Genomic DNA, 21,139 nt, shown 5'->3' with positions numbered 1-21,139 from the left:
GAGTCTAGGCGCTGACGTCGGCTCGACCGGCATCCGCGTCGGCGGCGGAGGCCTCGGGGAACAGCGACGGCACGCCGTGGTTCACCGCGACGATCGGCAGGCGCAGCGCACCCGGCGCGTCGGCGGGCACCACGGGCGCCACCGGTGCGATCGGGTCGAGGCGACGGTAGGGCTCACCCTGGCCGGGCCGCAGGTCGGCCTCACCCTTGTTCGGCCACAGCGCGATGGCCCGCTCGGCCTGCGCGCTGATGCTCAGCGACGGGTTCACACCCAGGTTCGCGCTGATGGCCGCGCCGTCGGTGACATGCAGCGTCGGGTAGTTCCACACACGGTGGTACGGGTCGATGACACCGGTCGAGGGATCGTCGGCGATGACGCATCCACCCAGGTAGTGAGCGGTGAGCGGCATGTTGAACACGTCGCCCCAGGTGCCGCCGGCCAGACCGTTCAGCTTCTCGGCGGCGCGCTGGGTCGCCTCGTTGCCCGCGGGGATCCACGTCGGGTTCGGCTCACCGTGGCCCTGGCGGCTGTTGACGAACCGGAACCTGCCGAACTTCTGGACGAACGTCGTCAGCGAGTTGTCCTTGTTCTGCATCACCAGCATGATCACGGTCCGCTGCGACCAGCCCTTCACCCAGAACAGCCGACGCAATGCCGACGGGTTCTTCCGCAGCTCGTCGAGCCACTTCACCACGCGCGGGCGACCCGGGGCGCCGTCGGTGAGCAGGGTCTGCAGCAGCGCCATCGCGTTGGAACCCTTGCCGTACCGCACGGGCTCGATGTGGGTGTCGGGTGCGGGGTGGAACGACGACGTGATCGCGACACCCTCGGAGAAGTCGTCGGAGGGGTCCACCTCGTGACGCATCGCGCCCAGGATGGACTCCGAGTTGGTGCGGGTGATGCGGCCGATCGCGTCGGACAGCTCGGGCAGGGACCCGTCGTCCTTGGCCAGGTGCAGCAGCTTCTGGGTGTTGTAGGTGCCCGCCGCGACGATGACGTGCGCGGCGGTGAGGGTCCGGCGCTTGCGGCCCACGCGGGTCCAGGCCCCGGTGCGCTCGGTCTCCACCCACCACGTGCCCTTGGCGCGGTCGGTGTGCAGACCGGTGACGGTGGTCCGGTCCAGGATGGTGGCGCCTGCGCGCTCGGCGAGGCCGAGGTAGTTCTTCATCAGCGTGTTCTTCGCGCCCACCCGGCAGCCGGTCATGCACGAACCGCACTCGGTGCAGGCGGTGCGCTCGGGGCCGACGCCGCCGAAGTACGGGTCGGGCACCGTCTCACCCGGGGCGCCGTGGCCGCCGGTCTTCTCGCCGAAGAACACGCCGACCGGGGTGGGGCCGAACGTGTCGCCGACACCCATGTCGTCGGCGATCTCCTTGATGATCCGGTCGGAGTTGGTGAACGACGGGTTGGTGACCACGCCGAGCATCCGGCGGGCCTGCTCGTAGTGCGGGGTGAGTTCGGACTCCCAGTCGGTGATGTGGCCCCACTGCGGATCGGTGAAGAACGGCGTCGGCGGCTTGTACAGCGTGTTGGCGTAGTTCAGCGAGCCACCGCCCACGCCGGCGCCCGCGAGCACCATCACGTCACGCAGCATGTGGATCCGCTGGATGCCGAACAGGCGCAGCTTCGGCGCCCACAGGAACTTGTTGAGCCGCCAGCTGGTCGTCGCGAAGTCCTCGTCCTCGAACCGACGTCCCGCCTCGAGGACACCGACGCGGTAGCCCTTCTCCACGAGCCGCAACGCGCTGACGCTGCCGCCGAAACCCGATCCGATGATCAGGACGTCGTAGTCGTGACTGTGACTCTCGGACAGGGGTTCGGACACCGTGCCACCTCGCGTTCCGTGCTGGTCGGCGTCACGGGGCTGCGACCGGGTCGCTGTGACGCACGCCCTATCGTACAACGCGCGTTGTCAGATTCCCGCACCCGGCGACGAACCCGCGGCCAGGCGCTCGGACACCTCCCACAACCGCTGCGCGTTGGCCGCGTCGAGCGCGAACGGTGCCACCCCGTGACGTCCGTCGGCCTCGGATCGGGCGCCGATGACGGGCGCCGGCGCGCAGTCCTCGAGGTAGACACCGCCGATGCCGTCCAGGTCGGGGTGGACCGCCGCGAGCACAGTCGTGGCGGCACCCTGCCCCACGCTCTTCATCTCCGCCGGCGCCCCGACCGACCTGCGCGCCGCCGCCAGGGCTTCGGGGGCGACATGCCGCTGCAGGCCGGTCGCGATGCCGCCCGGCATGACTGCGTTCACCCGGATGCCGTCCGTCGACCAGCGGCGGTCCGCCTCCACGGCGAACAGCGTCGTCGCGGTCTTCGACTGCCCGTAGGCGAGGAACGGGTCGTATCCGACGAACGAGAAGTCCAGATCGTCGAACAGCACCGGGCACAGTTGATGCGCCGACGAGGTCACGACGACGACGCGCGCACCGTCGGCCGCCGCGAGGGCGTCGTGCAGGCCCGTCACGAGGCGGAAGTGACCGAGATGGTTCGCCGCGAACTGCATCTCGACACCGTCCGGGGTCAGGGTTCGCTCGGGCAGCGCCATGACACCGGCATTGGCGATCAGCACGTGCAGCGGCCCGGACCACGCCTGCACGAAAGCGTCGATGCTCGCGCGGTCGGCCAGGTCGAGCCGGCGGGCCTCGACCCGAGCGCCGACGTGCGCGGTCCTGATCTCCGCGGCGACCGCCTCACCGGCCGCGACGTCCCGCACCGCCATGACGACGTGCGCACCGCGGGCGGCGAGCACGCGGGCGGTCTCGACGCCGATCCCCGACGAGGCACCGGTGACGACCACTGTGCGACCGGTCAGGTCGAGACCCTCGGCGACCTCGTCGGCCGTGGTGGTGGCGTCGAATCGGGCCGGGACCTCGAGAGCGGTGGACTGGGTGCGGTTCGTCATGGCATCTCCTCGATCAGCAAACGTAGGGTTCCTACGCTTGGCGACGACTGTACCACCGAAACGAAGGGTGACTACGGTTGTGGGATGTCCCCCGCTCGTTCCGACGCGCGCGCCAACCGGGAGTCCCTCGTGACGGCGGCCGCGGCACTGTTCGCCGAGGTCGGTGCCGCGGTGCCGCTCGACGCGATCGCCCGCGAGGCAGGCGTCAGCATCGCCACGCTGTACCGCCACTTCCCGAGCCGCGAGGCGCTGGTGGTCGAGGTGTACCGCTCCGAGATCGAGCGACTCGGCGAGACCGACGACCTCCTCGCCCACAGCACCGCGGCCGAGGCGATGGGCGCGTGGACGCGGCGATTCCTCGCCTACGCCGACACCAAACAGGTTCTGGGAGAGGTGATCCACGCACTCCCCGACGACGAGCGCCCGTCGGCACGGGCGACGGTGACCGGCGCGATCGACCGACTGCTCGACGCCGGGCGTCGCGACGGGTCACTGCGGACCGGGGTCGACGCCGACGACGTGCTGTTGCTGTTCAGTGGCGTGTGGTCGCTGCCCGAGGACGGCCGTCGCCGGGATCGGGTCGACCGCCTGGCGGCGTTCGTGCTCGACGGTCTGCGCACCGCCACCTGACCGACGCGACCCGAACCGTCACGACCGTGCGGTGAGACCCACCTTCTGGAACTCCTTGAGGTCGGAGTATCCGGCCTTGGCCATCGAGCGTCGGAGGCCTCCGACCACGTTGCGGTCGCCGAACGGCACCGACGACGGGCCGTGCAGGACGCACTCGAGACTGGGGTTCTCCCCCTCCACCGCGACCTGCATCAGCGCGCCGCGCGGCAGCGACGGGTGCGCGGCTGCGGCGGTCCAGAACCAGCCGCGGCCGGGGGCCTCGGCCGCCGCGGCCAACGGGGTACCGAGCATCGCGGCGTCCGCGCCGCACGCGATCGCCTTCGCCAGGTCACCGGAGGTGTGGAGGTCGCCGTCGGCGATGACGTGGACGTACCGTCCGCCCGTCTCGTCGAGGTACTCCCGACGGGCCGCAGCGGCGTCGGCGATGGCCGTGGCCATGGGGACCCCGATGCCGAGCACCTCTCCCGTCGTCGTCGAGCCCTCGGTGGATCCGTACCCGACGATGACACCGGCGGCACCTGTCCGCATGAGGTGCAGGGCCGTGCGGTGGTCGTGCACTCCACCCGCGACGACCGGGATGTCGAGCTCGGCGATGAAGGTCTTCAGGTTCAGCGGCTCGCGGTCGTTCTTGCTGACGTGCTCGGCCGAGATGATCGTGCCGTGGACCACCAGCAGGTCGATGCCGGCCGCGAGCAGCGTCGGCGTCAGTTCCTGGGCGTGCTGCGGGCTCACCCGCACCGCGGTGGTGACGCCCGCGTCCCGAATCCGGGCGACCGCCTCGCCGAGCAGCGCGGTGTCGAGCGGTGCGGCGTGCAGTTCCTGCAGCCGGGCTATCGCCGCGGCGGGGTCGGGGTCGGCGGCTGCGATGTCGGCCACCTCGGCCAGACGGGCGTCGGCGTCACGGTGCCGCGACCACAGCCCCTCGCCGTTGAGCACACCGAGGGCCCCCGCGCGTCCCAGCGCGATGGCGGTGTCGGGTGACACCACCGCATCGGTGGGGTGGGTCAGGATGGGGGTGTCGAAGCGGTAGGCGTCGAGCTGCCACGCCGTCGACACCTCGCTCGACGACCGCGTCCGTCGGGACGGGACGATCGTGATGTCGTCGAGTTCGAACGTCTGCCGGGCTGTCCTGCCCATGCCGATGTCCACCAGATCTCGCACCGGTGTGCCTTTCGTCGGATTCCGCCCCCGTCACCGCCCCGGCCGGACAGGCCGGCGGACGGTCACCGCGAATAGTAGTTGGGGGCCTCGACGGTCATCGTGATGTCGTGCGGGTGGCTCTCCTTGAGCCCGGCCGCGGTGATCTGGACGAACCGCGCCTGCTGCAGGTGCTCGATGGTCGCCGACCCGGTGTAGCCCATCGCCGCGCGCAGACCGCCACGCAGTTGGTGGATCACCTGGGTCAGCGGACCTCGGAACGGCACCCGTCCTTCGATGCCCTCCGGCACGAGCTTCTCCTCGGAGAGCACGTCGTCCTGGAAGTAGCGGTCCTTGGAGAACGACTTCTTCTCGCCGCGGCCCTGCATCGCGCCCAGTGACCCCATGCCGCGGTAGCTCTTGAACTGCTTGCCGTTCACGAGGATCAGCTCACCGGGCGCCTCCGCCGTACCGGCCAGCAGCGACCCGAGCATGACCGTCGAGGCCCCCGCGGCCAACGCCTTGGCGATGTCGCCGGAGAACTGCAGACCGCCGTCGGCGATCACGGGCACGCCGGCACGCTTGCACACCGAGACGGCCTCCATCACCGCGGTGATCTGCGGCGCGCCCACCCCGGCGACCACCCGTGTCGTGCAGATGGAGCCCGGGCCGACACCCACCTTCACCGCGTCGGCGCCGGCGTCGACGAGAGCCTGCGCGGCCTCCCGCGTCGCGACGTTGCCACCGACGATCTGCACACGGTCGCCGACCTCGGCCTTGAGCTTCGCCACCATGTCCAGGACCAGGCGGTTGTGGGCGTGCGCGGTGTCGACGATGATCACGTCCGCGCCCGCGTCGGTCAGTGCCATCGCGCGGGCCCACTGGGTGTCGCCGGTACCGATCGCCGCGCCCACCAGCAGGCGACCGTCGGAGTCCTTCGTCGCGTCGGGGTGCTGCTCGGTCTTGACGAAGTCCTTGACGGTGATCAGCCCGGTGAGGCGTCCGTCGCCGTCGACGATCGGCAGCTTCTCGAGCTTGTTGCGACGCAGCAGGCCCAGTGCGGCCTCGGCGGACACACCCTCCTGGGCGGTGATGAGCGGAGCCTTCGTCATCACCTCGGCCACGGGTCGGTCCTGGTCGACCTCGAAACGCATGTCGCGGTTGGTGATGATGCCGAGGAGGTTGTTGTCGTCGTCGGTGACGGGCAGCCCCGAGATGCGGAACCGTGCACACATCGCGTCGACGTCGGCGAGGGTGTTGGTCGGGCGACAGGTGACCGGATCGGTGACCATGCCCGCTTCGGACCGCTTGACGGTCTCGACCTGACCCGCCTGGTCCTCGATGGAGAGGTTGCGGTGCAGCACCCCCATCCCGCCGGCGCGGGCCATCGCGATGGCCATGCGCGACTCGGTGACGGTGTCCATCGCCGAGCTCACCAGCGGGACCTTGAGTCGGATCTGCTTGGTCACCTGCGACGACGTGTCGACCTCGCTGGGGATGACGTCGGAGGCCGCGGGCAGCAGCAGGACGTCGTCGAAGGTGAGGCCGAGCATCGCGACCTTGTCGGGATCATCGCCGCCGGTCCGGACCAGCGGGGTCACCGCATCGGTGACCGGCACCGGGGTGTCGAGGTTCGAGGTCATCGGTCTGCACCCTCTCCTTGTCGGACGTGCCGCAGGCCACGGCAGTCGCCGGGCCGCGCCGAGGCGGTCACGTGGGGGTAGACGACCATCGTATAAGCCCGCGGCGGGGAGACCACGCCACGGCCATGCGGCGTGCGGTCTGGCTCACGCATGCGGGGAAGTGGCGCGGGGACACGACCGCTGACTACGGTTGTCTGCGTGCGTGACCACCTGCCTCCGGGCCTGCCCCCGGACCCCTTCGCCGACGACCCGAGCGATCCGTCGGCGGCACTGGACTCGGTGGAACCCGCTGCTCCCCTCGACCCCGACGAGCGTCTCGCCGTCGAGGAGGACCTGGCCGATCTCGCCGTCTACGAGGCACTGCTGGCCCGCCACGGCGTCCGCGGCCTCGTCGTCGTCTGCGACGACTGCCAGCAGGACCACTATCACGACTGGGACATGCTGCGCGCCAACCTGCTGCAGCTCCTGGTGGAAGGGACCGTCCGTCCCCATGAGCCCGCGGTGGACCCATCGCCCGACGCCTACGTCACCTGGGACTACTGCCGCGGATACGCCGACGCCGTGATGCACACCGGCGACGACTGACCCACCACCCCGGCGTCACGGACGCCGCAGTGGCCCGTTCAGCCGGCCGGCGTGGTCGTCGTGGTGGTCGTCGTCTCCGAGCCCGACGGCGTCTGTTCGCCCGACGGCGGGGGCGTCGTCTGCGGTGGTGTCGTCTTCGGTGGCGAGACCGGCGCCCGCAGCAGCAGCCGCGGATCAGGGATCTGCGACGGGATGCTGGGCACGGTGGTCAGCTCACTGGGCACCGAGATCGACGGCAGGTTCGGGATCGACGGCAGCGACGAGATCGCCGACAGCGGGTTCTGCGGGATCGGCCCGACCTGGTCGGCGAGACGCTGCGCCCAGTCCTGCATCCGTTGCTTGGCATCCGTGCCGGACATCTTGCCGACGTCCTTCTGGGCCTGCGTCAGGTACTCGGCGGCCTTCCGCTTGTCACCGCCGGCAAGGGCCTGCTCGGCCTTCTCCATGTTCGACTGGACGTTGGAGGACGCGACCGTCGCGCTGGCCTCGGACCCGAACATCGTCTCCTTGACGTTCCACAGGGCGTCGCCGGGCTGGGAGTTCTGCGCCATGACGGTCACCGCGCCGAACGCGACGACGGCGACCGCGGCCGCACCGGCCACGTATCGCAGACGACGCAGCGTCGTCCGATGTGCGGCGGTCTTGCCCTGGGCGGCGATCCGGGCCTCGACCTCGTCGACGGTGGGGTGCGCGGGCATGGGCCTCGCGTCGATCTCGTGGCGCCAGCCCGACAACATGGATGCGAGCTGGTGGTCGGAGTCGGTCAGTTCCCACCCGCCGGGCAGGCGGTCGCGGGAGAGCGCGTCGAGCAGGGCGTCGTCGGCACGGACGGCGGTGACGTCGATCGGTTCGACGTCCGGTTCGTGATCGCGGCCCGGGAAGGCCGCGGTGCGATCGTCGTCGGTCATCGACCCTCACCTGCTCTCATCATCTCGTTCTTCAGCTTGTTCAGTGCGCGGTGCTGGGCCACGCGGACCGCACCGGGGGTGCTCCCGACCGCCTCGGCGGTCTCGTCCGCGGACATGCCCACCACCAGCCGCAACACCAGGATCTCGCGTTGCTTCTCGGGCAGTCGGCCGAGGAGCTCCCCCATCCGCCGACTCGCGTCGGAGTTGAGGGCCAACTGTTCGGGTCCGTCGTCGACGTCCATCGCCTCGGGGATGGTCTCCACCGGATCGGACTTGATCCGCGCGGCCCCCCGATGCGCGTCGGCCACCTTGTGCGAGGCGATGCCGTACACGAAAGCCATGAACGGCCGCCCCTGGTCGGAATACCTGGGCAGCGCGGTCATCACGGCCATGCAGACCTCCTGCGCCACATCGTCGGCGGACAGCGTGTGCCGTTCGCCTGCCCCCACCCTGGCCCTGCAATACCGCACCACCAGGGGCCGCACCGTCTCCAGTACGTCGGCGAGAGCTGACCGATCGCCCCGCCCTGCGGCGGCGACAGCACGGTCGAGCTCGTCACCTGTGAGATTCATCGTCGCGTCGGGTTCCTGCGTTACATCGCGGTCGGGGTGTGGGGCCGGGCCGCCACCGGAAACGTTGGGCGCGTCCGAGCCGTCGGCGTGTTCGTCAGCTTAGCCACCGGACCCGTGCGTCTCGGCCGTTCCTCCCGCACGCGTGAACGGAACCGACCGGGCTCCGCGACCGGGGTCATCGCGCCCCCTCGACGGGACGCCCGCCCCCGACACCCGACCAACGGTCGAGGCGATCGCGGCGCTCGGTCCACAGTCGGACGGCGTCGTCGTCGCGCAGGGACACGGACACGTCGATCAAGAGGCCGGCTGCGGCCCATCCGAGCGGGATCTGCCGCAGCCGCTCCGCGCGGTCGACAACCGCGGACGCCGCGCCTCGGGCACCCTCCGGATCACCCGCCGCGACCCGGGATGCGGCGACCAGGAGATCGGTCTTGAGCCGGTGGCGCGCCGACGGGCAGTCGCGGGCGAGTACCGAGGCCTCGTCGGCGACGGCGAGTGCCGCCGCCCCGCGACCGCCGAAGAGGTGCCATTCCGCCCGCACCCAGGTCCGCCGCAGCGCGGGGCGTCCGTCGAGCCACCACCTGCCCGGGACGCCGTCGACAGGCTTGTCCCCCTCCGCACGACACAACAGGCGATCGGCCGCGGCGAGCGCCCCGGTCCCGAGATGGTCGGCCGCCAGACCGACCAGCGCGTCGGTCACCGCCGCGGCACGACGGGGGTCGGCACCCGGGGCTGCTGTCGCGAGAGCGGCGGCGGCGCCGTCGTCGGCGAGGGCCTGTCGGTGCCCGCCGGCCTGACGCCGGTGTGACGCGAGCGCGCAGTGTGCCGCCGAGCGCAGCAGGAGTCCGTCCTGTCCGCGGCCCGCGGCGGCGAGGACGCGGCGGAGGTCGGCACGGGCACGGGCGTGCTGCCCCTGTCCGGCCACCGCGACCGCCCGCAGGAAGAGATCGTCGAGCTCGCGCGCGGGCTCGACCGATGCCGGATCGTCGACATTCGCATCGGGGAATTCACCGAATGCGACTTCGTGCAGATGAACCGGTCCCACGGGCGCCCCTCTCCGTTCGAATTAGCCAGAATTTAACCTTCGCGACACATCGTTTTCGACGCCGCGATGTCACCTGTGCGTCACGTGAAGATGTCGTCGATGTGTCCCATACGGCATGTCGGCGGAATCCGCACGGCGTCGGGGCGGTCGGTCACCCGCGCCCGCACGACGGGAGAAAATGCAGGTAGAGGCCGAAAGTGCGGCCTGGATGATCGGGCGGTGTACGCCATCCAGAGGACAACCAAGAATGTGGATTCGAGGAAACACACAGTTAACACAGTGGGGTCCATGGGGCATTTCTGATCACGACGAGGCTTTGTTGACTCGATTTCCGGCGGTGTCCTACGTTGATCCCGACGGGCGGGACAACGAGGTTCCCGAGTTCCCGACGCAGTTTCTCGGATACGGTGCGCGGCCCGTCCGCGGTGCACACCGATCTCCCGGCATCTCAAGGAGAGCCCATGCCTCAGCCGAATCACCTCCCCGGTCCGAACGCCGACATCTGGGACTGGCAGATGAAGGGATTGTGCCGAGGGGTCGACTCCTCGATGTTCTTCCACCCGGACGGTGAGCGGGGCCGGGCGCGCGCGCACCGCGAGCGTCGCGCGAAGGAACTCTGCAACGCCTGCCCGGTCATCGCCCAGTGCCGCGAACACGCACTGGCCGTCGCCGAGCCCTACGGCATCTGGGGCGGCCTGTCGGAATCCGAGCGCGGCATCCTGATGAAGCGCGGCGTCGGACGCCGGATGGCCGGCTGAACACACCCAGCACTGCAGTCCCGACGCCACCGTCGGGGTGAACGACTCAGGGGCACCCGGGAGATCTCCCGGGTGCCCCTGAGCTGTGTCACACGTGACGCCGGACCTCAGTGAGAGTGCCCGTGGTGGCCACCGGCGTCGGCGTCGTCCGATGGCTTGTCGGTCACGGCGCTCTCGGTGGTGAGCACCATCCGCGCGACCGACGCCGCGTTCACGACCGCCGACCGCGTCACCTTCACCGGATCCACGACGCCCTGCGCCAGCAGGTCGCCGTACTCCAGCGTCGCGGCGTTGAAGCCGTGGCCCCGCTCGGCGGCGGCGACGGTCGCGGTGACGACTGCGCCGTCCACGCCCGCGTTGGTCGCGATCCAGTGCAGCGGTGCGCGGAGGGCCTGTCGGACCACCGCGACACCGAGCGCCTCGTCACCCGGCAGCGAGGCGGTCAGCCCGTCGAGGGCGGCGGACGCCTGCACGATCGCCGAACCACCACCGGGGATGACGCCCTCCTCCACCGCAGCCTTGGCCGCGGCCACGGCGTCCTCGACGCGGTGCTTGCGCTCCTTGAGAGCGGTCTCGGTGGCAGCTCCCACACGGATGACCGCGACGCCGCCGGCCAGCTTGGCGAGGCGCTCGGCGAGCTTCTCGCGGTCCCAGTCGGAGTCACTGGCCTCGATCTCGCGGCGCAGCTGTTCCGACCGCGCCGCGATGGCGTCGGAGGTGCCCGCGCCGTCGACGATCGTGGTCGAGTCCTTGGTGACCACGACGCGCCGCACCGTGCCGAGCAGGTCGAGACCTGCGTCGGCGAGGGTGAGGCCGATGTCGGAGTTGATGACGGTGGCGTCGGTGACGACCGCCAGGTCCTCGAGGAACGCCTTGCGACGGTCACCGAAGAACGGCGCCTTGACCGCGACGACGCGCAACGTCTTGCGGATGGCGTTGACGACCAGGGTCGACAGCGGCTCGCCCTCGACGTCCTCGGCGATGATCAGCAGCGGCTTGCCCGCCTCGGCCACCTTCTCCAGCAGCGGGAGGAAGTCCGGCAGCGAACTGATCTTGTCGCGGAAGAGCAGGACGCGCGCGTCCTCGAGGACGGCCTCCTGGGAGTCGACGTCGGTGACGAAGTACGGCGACAGGTAGCCCTTGTCGAACTGCACGCCCTCGGTGATCTCGAGGTCCGTCGACAGTCCTGAGCTCTCCTCGACGGTGACGACACCGTCCGCCCCCACCGCCGACATCGCGCGGCCGACCATCTCGCCGACCTCCGGATCGCGCGAGGAGACGGTGGCGACCTGCGCGATGGCCTCGGCTCCCTCGACGGGCGTGGCCGCGGCGAGGAGCTCCTCGGACAGCGCGTCGGCGGCCTTGCCGATGCCGAGGCCGAGTGCCATCGGGTTGGCGCCGGCCGCGATGTTGCGCAGACCGCCGCGGATGATCGCCTGCGCCAGCACGGTCGCGGTGGTGGTGCCGTCACCCGCGACGTCGTTGGTCTTGATGGCGACCGACTTGACCAGCTGCGCGCCGAGATCCTCGAACGGATCGGACAGGTCGATCTCGCGGGCGATGGACACGCCGTCGTTGGTCACCGTCGGTCCGCCGAAGGACTTCGCGAGCACCACGTGGCGCCCGCGCGGACCGAGCGTCACCTTGACGGCGTCGGCGAGCTTGTCGACGCCGCGCTCCAGGGAGCTCCGGGCGGCGTCGGAGAATTCGAGTTGCTTGGGCATTCTTCGTCTCCTGGTGTGCGGGAACGAATCCGCCCCGGTACCTGAGATCAGGACCGGGGCGGAACGTCGTGAGGTCTTACTTGCCGACGACGGCGAGGACGTCCCGCGCCGACAGGATCAGGTACTCCTCACCGGCGTACTTGATCTCGGTGCCGCCGTACTTGGAGTAGATGACGGTGTCACCCTCCTTGACGTCGACCGGGACGCGGTTGCCCTGCTCGGTCACGCGACCTTCGCCGACGGCGACGACGGTGCCCTCCTGAGGCTTCTCCTTGGCCGTGTCAGGGATGACCAGACCGGAGGCGGTCGTCGTCTCGGCCTCGTTGGCCTGGACGAGGATCTTGTCCTCGAGCGGCTTGATGTTCACGCTCGCCACGATGTGAGCCCTCCACTTTCAGCAGTCACGGGCAGGCGTCCTGCCTGACCCGGTTTCGATGAGTTCCACGCTTGTGGCTCCGCGCTCGGTCCCGTCGTCGCGGGTGCCGGAACCGCACTCGGTGCCGATTGGCACTCTATACACGCGAGTGCCAGCACTCAAGTGGTGTCGAGTGCCAGCACACGCGTTTCCCGCGAACGGGGATCAGGCCGTCTCGACGACCTCCCGACGGCGACGCCGGACGGTGATGAGGACCAGGCTGTAGACCATCGCGACGAGCGACAACCCGGAGATCACCATGATCGCGGTGGGGACCCCACCGGGCAGGGCGCCCGACGGGACCGTCGCCCGTGAGCTGGTGACGATCGCCGTCACGACGGCGAGCATGATCGCCCCACCGACCTGCACCGATGTGTTCACCAGACCCGAGGCCAGTCCCTGCTCGTGGTCGGCGACGCCGGACGTCGCCTGCGCGTTGACCGCGGGGAAGCACAGAGCGAACCCCACGCCGAGCAACACGATGGTCGGCAGGAGGAACTGGGCGTACCCCTGACCCGGAGCGGTCCGCAGGAACAGGAGGTACCCGGCGAGGAACGCCGTGAGGCCGACCGCGATCAGCACGGGTGTCCCCACCCGTGCCAGCACCCGGTCCATGCCGATCGCACTGATCGCCACGAGCAGACCGGCCGGCAGGAAGCCGAGGGCCATCGCGATGGGCGACCAGCCCAGCGTGTCCTGCAGGTAGATCGTCACCAGGAACTGAAAGGCGACGTAACCGCCGAACATGGCCGCGGCGGCGACGTTGGCGTGCACCAGGGTCGTCGAGCGCAGGATGCCCAGCCGCAGCAGCGGTGTCCCGTGACGCCTCTCGACCACGACGAACGTGGCGAACAACGCGGCGGCGACGGCGAACAGGACGATCGTCGAGGTGCTCGCCCACCCCGCCGACGGCGCCTGCACCACCGCGTAGACCAGGGCCAGGAGCGCACCGGTGCTGGTCAGCGCGCCCGCGATGTCGAACTGCGCGAACCGCACCGGCGTGCGCCCGGACCGCGGGATGACGCGGAACCCGGCCACCAGCAGCGCCGCGGCGATCGGCCCGGGGAACAGCAGGGTGGCCTGCCAGGACACCTCGGTGAGGAGTCCGCCGAAGACCAGTCCCAGCGAGAACCCGCTGGCACCGCAGACGGTGTAGATGCTCAGCGCCTTGTTGCGCGCGGGCCCCTCGGCGAACGTCGTCGTGATGATCGACAGGCCCGCCGGGACGGTGAACGCGGCGGCGATGCCCTTGACGAAGCGCAGCGCGACGATGGCCGTGTCGACCTCGACGACCGCACTCACCACCGACGCGGTGGCGAACACGGCGAGTGCCCACAGGAACACCCGACGACGTCCGAAGAGGTCGCTGGCCCGACCGCCGAGCAGCAGGAACCCGCCGTATCCCAGGACGTAACCGGAGACGATCCACTGCAGTTGCGACGCCGACATCGACAGGTCGGCACCGATCGACGGCAGCGCGACACCCACCATCGAGACGTCGAGTCCGTCGAGGAACAACACCCCGGCCAAGACCACCAGGAGGATCCAGGTACGGGCGGCCCATCCCCCGGATGTCGTGACCACCGTGCGCGCCGGCGTCGTACCGGCCCCCGTCGACGGGCGCGTGTCCCGTCGGTTCTCGTCGCGCTTGCCCATGCGTCGCCCCCGCTCCCGTGCTGCGGTGTCACTCACCGCGTCGACGGTCGGCCAGGGCTCCCCCGGGCGGATGTCCTCGAGTCTCACAGTCATGCGGAGGACTATATGCACCTGCATTCAATGTGTCTACAAATAATCTGCACGCAACAATTGCAGCGTCATAGGGTATGATGCGGCCATGACCGCAGATGTGTCCGCGTCGACGACGATGTCGGCGCCCTGTGCCGACGACCGGCTCGCCGCCGCGTGGCACGACCTCACCGTCCGCTACCACCGGGTCTCGTGCGAGATCGACCGCACACTGCAGGCCGCACACGGCCTGACCGGCAGCGAGTTCGAGGTCATCGAGCTCCTCGCCGCCGCCGAGGACCACTCGCTGCGGATGAGCGAGCTGGCCGGACGCGTGCACCTCAGTCAGAGCGCCCTGTCACGACTGGTCGCCGGGTTGGAGAAGGACGGCCTCGCGACCCGGTCGATGTGCGCGGCCGATCGCCGGTCGGTGTTCACCGCACTCACCGACTCCGGGCTGGCGCGCTACGCGGCCGCCAAGCCCACCCATCGGGCCGTCTTGCGCGCCACCGCTGTCGACGACGATGGCCGCTCGCTGTGCGGCACAACCGACCTGGCCTGACGGCCTGCCCCACCGACAGGTTCTCGTCGGCCTACCGATAGGTGCTGATCTGCACCGACATGCCGGGATCGGTCGCCACCGAGAGCGCCGACGCCGGTGTGCCGGCCGCGATGACATGGGCACCGAGAGTCGCGATCATGACGCCGTTGTCGGTGCACAGTCGCGGGCGCGGCACGCGAAGAGTGATCCCCGCGTCGGCACAACGCTCCTGGGCGAGCGACCGGATCCGTGAATTCGCGGTCGCTCCCCCACCGAGGACCAGCGTGTCGACGTCGAGGTCGGCACACGCACGGATCGCCTTCATCGTCAGCACATCCGCGACGGACTCCTGGAACGAGGCCGCGACATCGGCGACGGGGACAGGATCCCCTGCGCGCGCACACTTCTCGACGAATCGCGCGACAGCGGTCTTCACACCGCTGAAGGAGAAGTCGTATCGGGCGTCGCGCGGCCCCGTCATCCCCCGCGGGAACGCGATCGCCGTCGGATCCCCGTCACGCGCCGCGGCGTCGAGCGCGGGACCGCCGGGATAGCCGAGGTCGAGCAGCCGGGCCACTTTGTCGAAGGCCTCGCCCGCGGCGTCGTCGACGGTGGTGCCCAGCTCGGCGATCGGTGACCCGAGGTCGTCGACACGGAGCAGATGGGTGTGACCGCCCGACACCAACAGCGCCACACACGGGGGCATCGGGCCGTGTTCGAGGGTGTCGACCGCGACGTGACCGCCGAGGTGGTTGAGGGCGTACAGCGGCACATCCCAGGCCGCCGCATAGGCTTTCGCGGCCGACACCCCGACGAGCAGCGCGCCCGCGAGCCCCGGGCCGATCGTGACGCACACGGCGTCGGGGCGGTCGATGCCTGCGGCCTCGCGGGCGCGCCGCATCGTCGGGACGATCGCCTCGAGGTGTGCCCGCGACGCGATCTCCGGCACCACGCCGCCGAAGCGGGCGTGCTCGTCGACGCTGGAGGCGACCTCGTCGGCCAGCATGGTCACCGACCCGTCGTCGGCGAGGTCGACGATGCCGACTCCCGTCTCGTCGCAGGAACTCTCGATTCCCATCACGATCATCGGGCCACCTCGTCCCCTGCCCCGGCCGGTGGCGCACCGAGCGGCGGGCGCCGCATCGTGTACGCGTCGGCCCCCAGTGGTTGGTAGTAGCCCTTGCGGAGTCCGAGCCGCACGAACCCCACCGACTCGTACAGCGCGATGGCGGGGTCGTTGTCGGTGCGGACCTCGAGGAACGTCTCCGCCTTCGTCTCGTCGGCGACGTCGAGCAGGGCGCGCAGCAGTGCCCGCCCGATCCCCGACCCGCGATGAGCGGGATCGACCGCGATGGTGTGGATCTCGCACTCGTAGCCCCCCACCCGGCCCAGGATGCTGATCCCCGCGTACGCCACGAGGGTGTCGGCGCCGTCGCGGACACCGAGATAGCGGTTGGTCGGAGCGGCGATCTCGGCGACGAACGCCTCGACGGGCCAGGGTGACTCGTCGGCGAAGATGTCGCGCTCGATCTCCGCGCACCGGGGCGCGTCGGCGACCGTGAGTGGCAGGACGGCGGTCACGGGCGGGCCCGTTCGACGGCGTCGGGGCGGCGCAGGTACAGCGGTGCGGTCGGTTCCGGCGGACCGTCGGCCAGCAGGTCCGTCCTCGCCTGGATCAGCAACCCCGCGACGGTCGGCGCTTCGGTGTCGGGTAGGGCGGTCAGACCGAGAAGCGCTGCGTGCGTGACAGATCCGACGACGGCGTCGAGATGGGTGCCGGCGAACGCCTCCTCGACGGTCGTCGGCGCGTCCACCGACGGCCCGTCGGCGCGGAGCCCGTCGCGGTAGCGCGCCCAGTAGACCTCGCGACGACGTGCGTCGGTCACGGCGAGAGCGGTGCCCCGCCGGGCGTCGTCGCTGCCCGCGACGATCGCGTCGAGCGTGCAGACGCCGACCGCACGCAGGTCCAGGGCGTCGGCGAACGCGGCCGCACTGGCCATCCCCACGCGGAGCCCGGTGAACGGGCCCGGTCCGCAACCGACGACGACTGCGGCGAGGTCGGATCGGGTGACCCGCGCCTCGTCGAGGCAGTCGAGGACGAGCCCACTGAGGACCTCGGCGTGTCCACGGGCGGTCGGGACCCTGCGCTCGGCGAGGGTGACGACGGTGTCGTCGTCGACCCGACCGACGCCCACCACCAGGACGGGGGTCGCGGAGTCGATGGCCAGGACGAGCACGATGACCCAGGGTAGTCGGCGTCCATCCCCCACCCCGTCGAGTGGGCAGATCCAGACGTCGGTTGGGCGGTTCCGGACGTCGGTTGGGCGGTTCCGGACGTCGGTTGGGCGGTTGCCGAAGAATCGCGTCCGGAAACGCCCACTCGACGTCCGGTAACGCCCACTCGACGGGTGGGGGTCAGGGCGCGGTGGGGTCAGGAATCGGTGGGGGCGTCGATCCAGTCCCAGGTCGCGGTGCGCACCTCCGACTCGTCGTCACGACGGAGCCGGATCAGCAGATGACGGTCGACGAGTCGTTCGACGACGCCCGCGCCCCACTCGACGACGACCACCCGCTCGGCGAGATCGGAGTCGAGGTCGAGGGCGTCGAGGTCGGCGAGGACGTCCCCGCCCGTCGACCCCAGTCGATAGGCGTCGACGTGGACCATGCCCACGCCACCGGCCCGGCCGGGACGGTGGTCGCGCGCCATGATGAACGTCGGCGAGCTGATGCGGCCCGCCACACCGAGTCCGGCGCCGATCCCCCGGGTCAGCGCGGTCTTCCCGGCACCGAGCGGCCCGTCCAGCACGACGAGATCCCCGGCACGCAACCCTGCACCGAGTTCGGCTCCCAACGCCTCGGTGTCGGCGACGGTGGGCAGCACCCGCCGATGACGGAGTTCGGCCGTCATCGGTGGACGCTGTGGGCGACGAGCCGTTCGACGGCGTCGGAGATGACGCCCGGCTTCTCCATCGGCACCAGATGCCCGCACCCCGGGACGCCGACGAGGTCGCAGTCGCCGAGCTGACCGTGCAGTTCGACCGATCGCGCCAGCGGGGTGATCCGGTCCTCGTATCCGCAGGCGACCATCGTCGGCACCCGCCGCAGCGCCTGGAGACCTGCGGTCTCGTCGTGGTCCTCGAGAGCCTGGAGGAAGTGGACGACGGTGTCGACGGGGGTGTCGTGGATCATCGACGACGCGAACGCACCGAGCGACGGCGAGTGGAACGTCGACCCGAACGCCCCCGCTGTCAGCACCGGGGTGACGAGCGCCCGGGTCGCGCCGCGACCGGTCTGGACCGTCTTCGGGGCGCGACGCACCGAGTAGCGCAGCGCGTTCAACAGGGGGTTGCGCAGGCCCTGGCCAACGCCCATCTCGGCGATGCCGCGGGCGGCGGTGGAGATCAGTCCGGCGGCGATCACCTTGTCGCCGAACAGTTCCGGTTCCCGTGCGGCGAGCGCCATCACCGCCATACCGCCCATGGAGTGGCCCACGAGGACGACAGGCCCGTCGGGCGCGACGGCGCGGATGACCGCGGCCGTGTCGGCACCCGCCTGCGGGATGGTCAGCGTCTCGGCGGGCGCAGCGCCCGACTCACCGTGACCGCGGTGGTCGAAGAAGACCAGTCGGACGTTGTCCCCCCAGGCCTGGTGCAGGTGCACCCGCTGGAAACACCAGCTGGACATCCGCAGGGCGAAGCCGTGCACGAACACCACCGAGATGGCCGCGTCGGGTGGTCCGAGTTCTCGGACCGCGAGTGGCACACCGTCGTCGGCGATGACGATGCTGGCGCGGTCGTCGTAGACCGCCTCGAAGTCGACGGCGGAGTTCGGGTCCTCCCGCTTCGACCGTCGGGTGAGATCGCGCGCCAGACCCCCGACGGCCACCGCGCCGAGCGTCGCGACACCCGCGGCACCGGCGAGGATCCCGATCCTGCGGGGTCTGTCCGGGCTCATCGCGCCACCTGCCGCGAGTCGACGTACCTGCGCACCGCGCGCCCCCGGATCCCCGAGACGATCTCGTAGTCGATGGTGCCGATGGTGTCGGCCCACTCGGTCGCCGTCGGACCGTCGGCGGCACCGGTGCCGAACAGCACGGCCCGGTCACCGGGGCGGACGTCGGTCTCGGGTCCGAGGTCGACGAGCATCTGGTCCATGCACACCCGCCCGACCCCCGGGACGATCCGCCCGCCGATCTCCACCCGCAGCCGGTTGGACAGCAGTCGGGGCACACCGTCGGCGTACCCGGCGGGCAGCAGACCCAGCGTCGTGTCGCGGGGTGCGACCCAGGTGTGTCCGTAGGACACGCCCTGCCCGGCGGCGATCCGCTTCACCGCGGACACCTCGGCCGAGAGAGTCATGGCCGGGACCAGACCGAAGTCGCCGAGGTCCGGCCCCAACGGCGAGAAGCCGTAGATCGCGATGCCCGCGCGCACCATGTCCCGCGACAGGTCCGGACGCGCCAGCGCCGCAGCGCTGTTCGAGACGTGCACGGTCTCCGGCGGCGCCCCGGCCGCGGTCAACTCGGCGACACAGGCGTCGAGACGCGCAGCCTGCTCCTCGTTGAGCGGGTGGTCCGGGATGTCACCGTGGGCGAGATGGCACATCGCGGTGCCCAGCACGACCGCCTGATCCGCGACCGCACGCACCAGGGCGTCACGGACAGCGGGCCAGTCGGCGACACCGACACCGTTGCGTCCCAGTCCGGTGTCGATCTTGACCCCGGCACGGACGGGTCGGCCCACCCGACGAGCCACGCAGAGCAACGAGTCCAGTTGCGCGCCCGAGGACACCACCACCTCGACATCCGCGGCCACGGCCGGAGCGAAGTCCGTCGAGGGGGTGTGCAGCCACGCCAGGAGCGGGGCGTCGACGCCTCCCGCGCGGACGGCCAGCGCCTCGGCGACGGTCGCGACACCCAGTGCGGTGGCCCCGGCGCCGAGCGCGGCACGCGCGACCTCGACCGCGCCGTGGCCGTACCCGTCGGCCTTGACGACGGCGAGCACGGGTGCGCCGGCGCGGTGCGCGATCACCTCGACGTTGTGGGCGATCGCGGCCAGGTCGACGCACGCGTCGAGAGCCGCCGGCCCGGTCATCGCGGGCCCGATCCGGCTGCTGTCGAACGGATCTCGCGGATCGCCGACGGCACGGCGGCGACGAGATCCGACGCCCCGATCGGCGCGCCGACGTCGCTGCGTCGACCCGGGGCGCCGTGGGCGGCGAGAGACGCGGCACGGGCGTGCACACGAGCCGCGGCCGCCGCCGCGACCCGGGGTGCGAGACCGGATGCGAGCAGGGAGCCGGCGATCCCGGACAGGACGTCTCCCGCGCCCGCCGTCGCCGACCACGACGACCCGGCGTCGTTGGCGATGACCGGTCCGGATGCGTCGGACACCAGCGTGATCCGGCCCTTGAGGAGGACCGTGACGCCGAGATCGGCCGCCAGCGCGGTGGTCGCGGCGACGCGGTCGTCGCCGACGTCGTGACCGGCGAGCCGCGCGAACTCCCCCGCGTGGGGTGTGAGGAGCGTGGGGGCCGACCGTCCGGTCAGCCAGTCGAGATGGCGCGCGACGACGGTCAGCCCGTCGGCGTCGACGAGGACCGGTACGTCGGTGGCGAGGATCCGGGCGAGCAGATCCTCGGCCGTGTCGTCGGTGCCCGCGCCCGGGCCGACCACCCAGGCCTGCACCCGACCGGCGCTGTCGAGGTCGGGCGCGGCGACGATCTCGGCGTGGCGCGCGACCACCTGCTCGGCGGCCGACCCGACGTACCGCACCATCCCCGACGTCGCCGCCACCGCGGCGCTGCTGCACAACACCGCAGCGCCCGGATAGCGGTCGGAACCGGCGATGACCCCGACGACGCCCTGGGTGTACTTGTCGTCGGTGGGCCCGGGGACGGGCCATTCGTGGGCGACGTCGGCGTCGGACAGCGCGACGAGTTCGGCTGCGCCGAGGTCGATCCCGATGTCGACGCACTCCACCCGACCGCATTGCGGCGCGGCGAGGACATGCGCGCGTCGCAGACCACCGAAGGTGACCGTGACCGCCGCGTGGACCGCGGGGGCGTTGACCAGACCGGTGTCGGCGTCGACACCGGAGGGCAGGTCGACCGCGACGATCGGCGCGCGTACCCCGGCGAACACGCCCGCCGCCGCCGGACGCAGCGGTCCGGTGCCGCCCAGCCCGACGACACCGTCGACGACGAGATCGAGGCCGGTGGGGAGGGTCGTGACGAATCGCCCACCGGCGGCGGTGAACGCGGCGGCCCCGGCGGTGTGCACGCGGTCGGGTGCGAGTGCGAGCGCCACCACCCGGACACCGCGTCGGGCCAGTCGGGCTCCGGCGAACAGGGCGTCGCCGCCGTTGTCCCCCGACCCGACGACCACCCCGACGTGGGTGCCGTACACCGCACCGGTGCGGGCGCGGAGCTCGGCGAGCACCACCGATGCCAGTCCGGCCGACGCGCGGCGCATCAGCACACCGGAGTCCAGCAGGCTCCCGGTCGCCTCCTCGGCGGCGCGGATCGCCGACGCTGTGTGGAAACCGAGCATG

The 21,139-nt window shown here is 71.1% G+C and carries 21 protein-coding genes; 4 read left to right on the top strand and 17 right to left on the bottom strand.

Features of this window, described 5'->3' with window-relative positions:
• Window positions 1-4: 4 nt before the first annotated feature.
• On the bottom strand, window positions 5-1,825 hold the full coding sequence (locus tag ACXVUM_RS14985; protein WP_458522569.1) for a GMC family oxidoreductase N-terminal domain-containing protein: 1,821 nt from the start codon (window positions 1,823-1,825) through the stop codon (window positions 5-7).
• Between the two features lie 87 nt (window positions 1,826-1,912).
• Window positions 1,913-2,905 (bottom strand): SDR family NAD(P)-dependent oxidoreductase, encoded by a 993-nt coding sequence (locus ACXVUM_RS14980; RefSeq protein ID WP_458522568.1) that lies wholly within the window; start codon window positions 2,903-2,905, stop codon window positions 1,913-1,915.
• Between the two features lie 84 nt (window positions 2,906-2,989).
• On the opposite strand from ACXVUM_RS14980, the gene ACXVUM_RS14975 reads away from it, so the two are divergent.
• Window positions 2,990-3,535, top strand: coding sequence for a TetR/AcrR family transcriptional regulator (locus ACXVUM_RS14975; RefSeq protein ID WP_458522567.1), 546 nt, complete (start codon window positions 2,990-2,992; stop codon window positions 3,533-3,535).
• Between the two features lie 18 nt (window positions 3,536-3,553).
• Here ACXVUM_RS14975 and ACXVUM_RS14970 read toward each other — a convergent pair whose 3' ends face one another.
• Both ACXVUM_RS14970 and guaB read right to left on the bottom strand, forming a co-directional pair.
• On the bottom strand, window positions 3,554-4,696 hold the full coding sequence (locus tag ACXVUM_RS14970) for a GuaB3 family IMP dehydrogenase-related protein (protein ID WP_458522566.1): 1,143 nt from the start codon (window positions 4,694-4,696) through the stop codon (window positions 3,554-3,556).
• A 62-nt stretch (window positions 4,697-4,758) separates the two neighbouring features.
• A complete protein-coding gene (guaB, locus tag ACXVUM_RS14965) occupies window positions 4,759-6,315 on the bottom strand; it encodes an IMP dehydrogenase (RefSeq protein WP_458522565.1) in 1,557 nt (518 codons plus the stop codon).
• A 198-nt stretch (window positions 6,316-6,513) separates the two neighbouring features.
• On the opposite strand from guaB, the gene ACXVUM_RS14960 reads away from it, so the two are divergent.
• Window positions 6,514-6,900 carry a DUF5319 domain-containing protein gene (locus ACXVUM_RS14960; protein WP_458522564.1) on the top strand — a complete coding sequence of 129 codons (387 nt, stop codon included), beginning with the start codon at window positions 6,514-6,516 and terminating at the stop codon, window positions 6,898-6,900.
• Between the two features lie 38 nt (window positions 6,901-6,938).
• Here ACXVUM_RS14960 and ACXVUM_RS14955 read toward each other — a convergent pair whose 3' ends face one another.
• The 3 genes from ACXVUM_RS14955 to ACXVUM_RS14945 all read right to left on the bottom strand — a co-directional run bounded on the left by ACXVUM_RS14955 (window position 6,939) and on the right by ACXVUM_RS14945 (window position 9,425).
• Complete coding sequence (locus ACXVUM_RS14955; RefSeq protein ID WP_458522563.1) at window positions 6,939-7,808, bottom strand: anti-sigma-D factor RsdA; 870 nt, start codon at window positions 7,806-7,808, stop codon at window positions 6,939-6,941.
• Complete coding sequence (locus ACXVUM_RS14950) at window positions 7,805-8,380, bottom strand: sigma-70 family RNA polymerase sigma factor (RefSeq protein ID WP_458522562.1); 576 nt, start codon at window positions 8,378-8,380, stop codon at window positions 7,805-7,807. Before ACXVUM_RS14950 ends, ACXVUM_RS14955 begins: the two co-directional genes overlap by 4 nt.
• A gap of 175 nt (window positions 8,381-8,555) precedes the next feature.
• Entirely contained in the window at window positions 8,556-9,425 is an 870-nt protein-coding gene (locus tag ACXVUM_RS14945) for a hypothetical protein (RefSeq protein WP_458522561.1), read from the bottom strand.
• Between the two features lie 461 nt (window positions 9,426-9,886).
• Between ACXVUM_RS14945 and ACXVUM_RS14940 the strand changes: the two genes are divergently transcribed.
• The gene (locus ACXVUM_RS14940; protein ID WP_458522560.1) at window positions 9,887-10,183 is read left to right on the top strand and encodes a WhiB family transcriptional regulator; all 297 of its coding nucleotides are present in this window, start codon (window positions 9,887-9,889) and stop codon (window positions 10,181-10,183) included.
• Between the two features lie 107 nt (window positions 10,184-10,290).
• On the opposite strand, the gene groL is transcribed toward ACXVUM_RS14940, so the two are convergent.
• The 3 genes from groL to ACXVUM_RS14925 form a co-directional block, all read right to left on the bottom strand.
• Window positions 10,291-11,907, bottom strand: coding sequence for a chaperonin GroEL (gene groL, locus ACXVUM_RS14935; protein WP_458522559.1), 1,617 nt, complete (start codon window positions 11,905-11,907; stop codon window positions 10,291-10,293).
• A 76-nt stretch (window positions 11,908-11,983) separates the two neighbouring features.
• Window positions 11,984-12,283, bottom strand: coding sequence for a co-chaperone GroES (gene groES / locus ACXVUM_RS14930; RefSeq protein WP_458522558.1), 300 nt, complete (start codon window positions 12,281-12,283; stop codon window positions 11,984-11,986).
• 204 nt (window positions 12,284-12,487) lie between these two features.
• Window positions 12,488-14,071 (bottom strand): MFS transporter, encoded by a 1,584-nt coding sequence (locus ACXVUM_RS14925; RefSeq protein WP_458522557.1) that lies wholly within the window; start codon window positions 14,069-14,071, stop codon window positions 12,488-12,490.
• Window positions 14,072-14,156: 85 nt separating this feature from the next.
• Here ACXVUM_RS14925 and ACXVUM_RS14920 point away from each other — a divergent pair, with 85 nt between their 5' ends.
• Window positions 14,157-14,609 carry a MarR family winged helix-turn-helix transcriptional regulator gene (locus ACXVUM_RS14920; RefSeq protein ID WP_458522556.1) on the top strand — a complete coding sequence of 151 codons (453 nt, stop codon included), beginning with the start codon at window positions 14,157-14,159 and terminating at the stop codon, window positions 14,607-14,609.
• A gap of 31 nt (window positions 14,610-14,640) precedes the next feature.
• On the opposite strand, the gene tsaD is transcribed toward ACXVUM_RS14920, so the two are convergent.
• The 7 genes from tsaD to ACXVUM_RS14885 form a co-directional block, all read right to left on the bottom strand.
• Window positions 14,641-15,675: a tRNA (adenosine(37)-N6)-threonylcarbamoyltransferase complex transferase subunit TsaD gene (gene tsaD / locus ACXVUM_RS14915; protein ID WP_458522555.1), complete on the bottom strand. Its 1,035-nt coding sequence runs from the start codon at window positions 15,673-15,675 to the stop codon at window positions 14,641-14,643.
• Complete coding sequence (gene rimI / locus ACXVUM_RS14910) at window positions 15,672-16,169, bottom strand: ribosomal protein S18-alanine N-acetyltransferase (protein WP_458522554.1); 498 nt, start codon at window positions 16,167-16,169, stop codon at window positions 15,672-15,674. The genes tsaD and rimI overlap by 4 nt, the downstream gene beginning before the upstream one ends.
• Window positions 16,166-16,825, bottom strand: coding sequence for a tRNA (adenosine(37)-N6)-threonylcarbamoyltransferase complex dimerization subunit type 1 TsaB (gene tsaB / locus ACXVUM_RS14905; RefSeq protein ID WP_458522553.1), 660 nt, complete (start codon window positions 16,823-16,825; stop codon window positions 16,166-16,168). Before tsaB ends, rimI begins: the two co-directional genes overlap by 4 nt.
• A gap of 194 nt (window positions 16,826-17,019) precedes the next feature.
• A complete protein-coding gene (gene tsaE, locus ACXVUM_RS14900; RefSeq protein ID WP_458522552.1) occupies window positions 17,020-17,496 on the bottom strand; it encodes a tRNA (adenosine(37)-N6)-threonylcarbamoyltransferase complex ATPase subunit type 1 TsaE in 477 nt (158 codons plus the stop codon).
• Window positions 17,493-18,542: an alpha/beta fold hydrolase gene (locus ACXVUM_RS14895; RefSeq protein ID WP_458522551.1), complete on the bottom strand. Its 1,050-nt coding sequence runs from the start codon at window positions 18,540-18,542 to the stop codon at window positions 17,493-17,495. Before ACXVUM_RS14895 ends, tsaE begins: the two co-directional genes overlap by 4 nt.
• Window positions 18,539-19,681 carry an alanine racemase gene (gene alr / locus ACXVUM_RS14890; RefSeq protein WP_458522550.1) on the bottom strand — a complete coding sequence of 381 codons (1,143 nt, stop codon included), beginning with the start codon at window positions 19,679-19,681 and terminating at the stop codon, window positions 18,539-18,541. The genes ACXVUM_RS14895 and alr overlap by 4 nt, the downstream gene beginning before the upstream one ends.
• Entirely contained in the window at window positions 19,678-21,138 is a 1,461-nt protein-coding gene (locus ACXVUM_RS14885; RefSeq protein WP_458522549.1) for an NAD(P)H-hydrate dehydratase, read from the bottom strand. Before ACXVUM_RS14885 ends, alr begins: the two co-directional genes overlap by 4 nt.
• Window position 21,139: the final 1 nt, after the last annotated feature.

The sequence above is a fragment of the Williamsia sp. SKLECPSW1 genome, assembly GCF_054332755.1.
This window is presented reverse-complemented; position numbering and strand designations above follow the sequence as displayed.

Coding starts and splice junctions, on each gene's coding strand:
- ACXVUM_RS14940 (WP_458522560.1), top strand. CDS start 9,887: ATGCCTCAGCCGAATCACCTCCCCGGTCCGAACGCCGACATCTGGGAC.
- ACXVUM_RS14955 (WP_458522563.1), bottom strand. CDS start 7,808: ATGACCGACGACGATCGCACCGCGGCCTTCCCGGGCCGCGATCACGAA.
- ACXVUM_RS14980 (WP_458522568.1), bottom strand. CDS start 2,905: ATGACGAACCGCACCCAGTCCACCGCTCTCGAGGTCCCGGCCCGATTC.
- tsaD (WP_458522555.1), bottom strand. CDS start 15,675: ATGATCGTGATGGGAATCGAGAGTTCCTGCGACGAGACGGGAGTCGGC.
- ACXVUM_RS14950 (WP_458522562.1), bottom strand. CDS start 8,380: ATGAATCTCACAGGTGACGAGCTCGACCGTGCTGTCGCCGCCGCAGGG.
- tsaE (WP_458522552.1), bottom strand. CDS start 17,496: ATGACGGCCGAACTCCGTCATCGGCGGGTGCTGCCCACCGTCGCCGAC.
- ACXVUM_RS14975 (WP_458522567.1), top strand. CDS start 2,990: ATGTCCCCCGCTCGTTCCGACGCGCGCGCCAACCGGGAGTCCCTCGTG.
- groL (WP_458522559.1), bottom strand. CDS start 11,907: ATGCCCAAGCAACTCGAATTCTCCGACGCCGCCCGGAGCTCCCTGGAG.
- guaB (WP_458522565.1), bottom strand. CDS start 6,315: ATGACCTCGAACCTCGACACCCCGGTGCCGGTCACCGATGCGGTGACC.
- ACXVUM_RS14920 (WP_458522556.1), top strand. CDS start 14,157: ATGACCGCAGATGTGTCCGCGTCGACGACGATGTCGGCGCCCTGTGCC.
- ACXVUM_RS14885 (WP_458522549.1), bottom strand. CDS start 21,138: ATGCTCGGTTTCCACACAGCGTCGGCGATCCGCGCCGCCGAGGAGGCG.
- ACXVUM_RS14925 (WP_458522557.1), bottom strand. CDS start 14,071: ATGACTGTGAGACTCGAGGACATCCGCCCGGGGGAGCCCTGGCCGACC.
- ACXVUM_RS14895 (WP_458522551.1), bottom strand. CDS start 18,542: ATGAGCCCGGACAGACCCCGCAGGATCGGGATCCTCGCCGGTGCCGCG.
- alr (WP_458522550.1), bottom strand. CDS start 19,681: ATGACCGGGCCGGCGGCTCTCGACGCGTGCGTCGACCTGGCCGCGATC.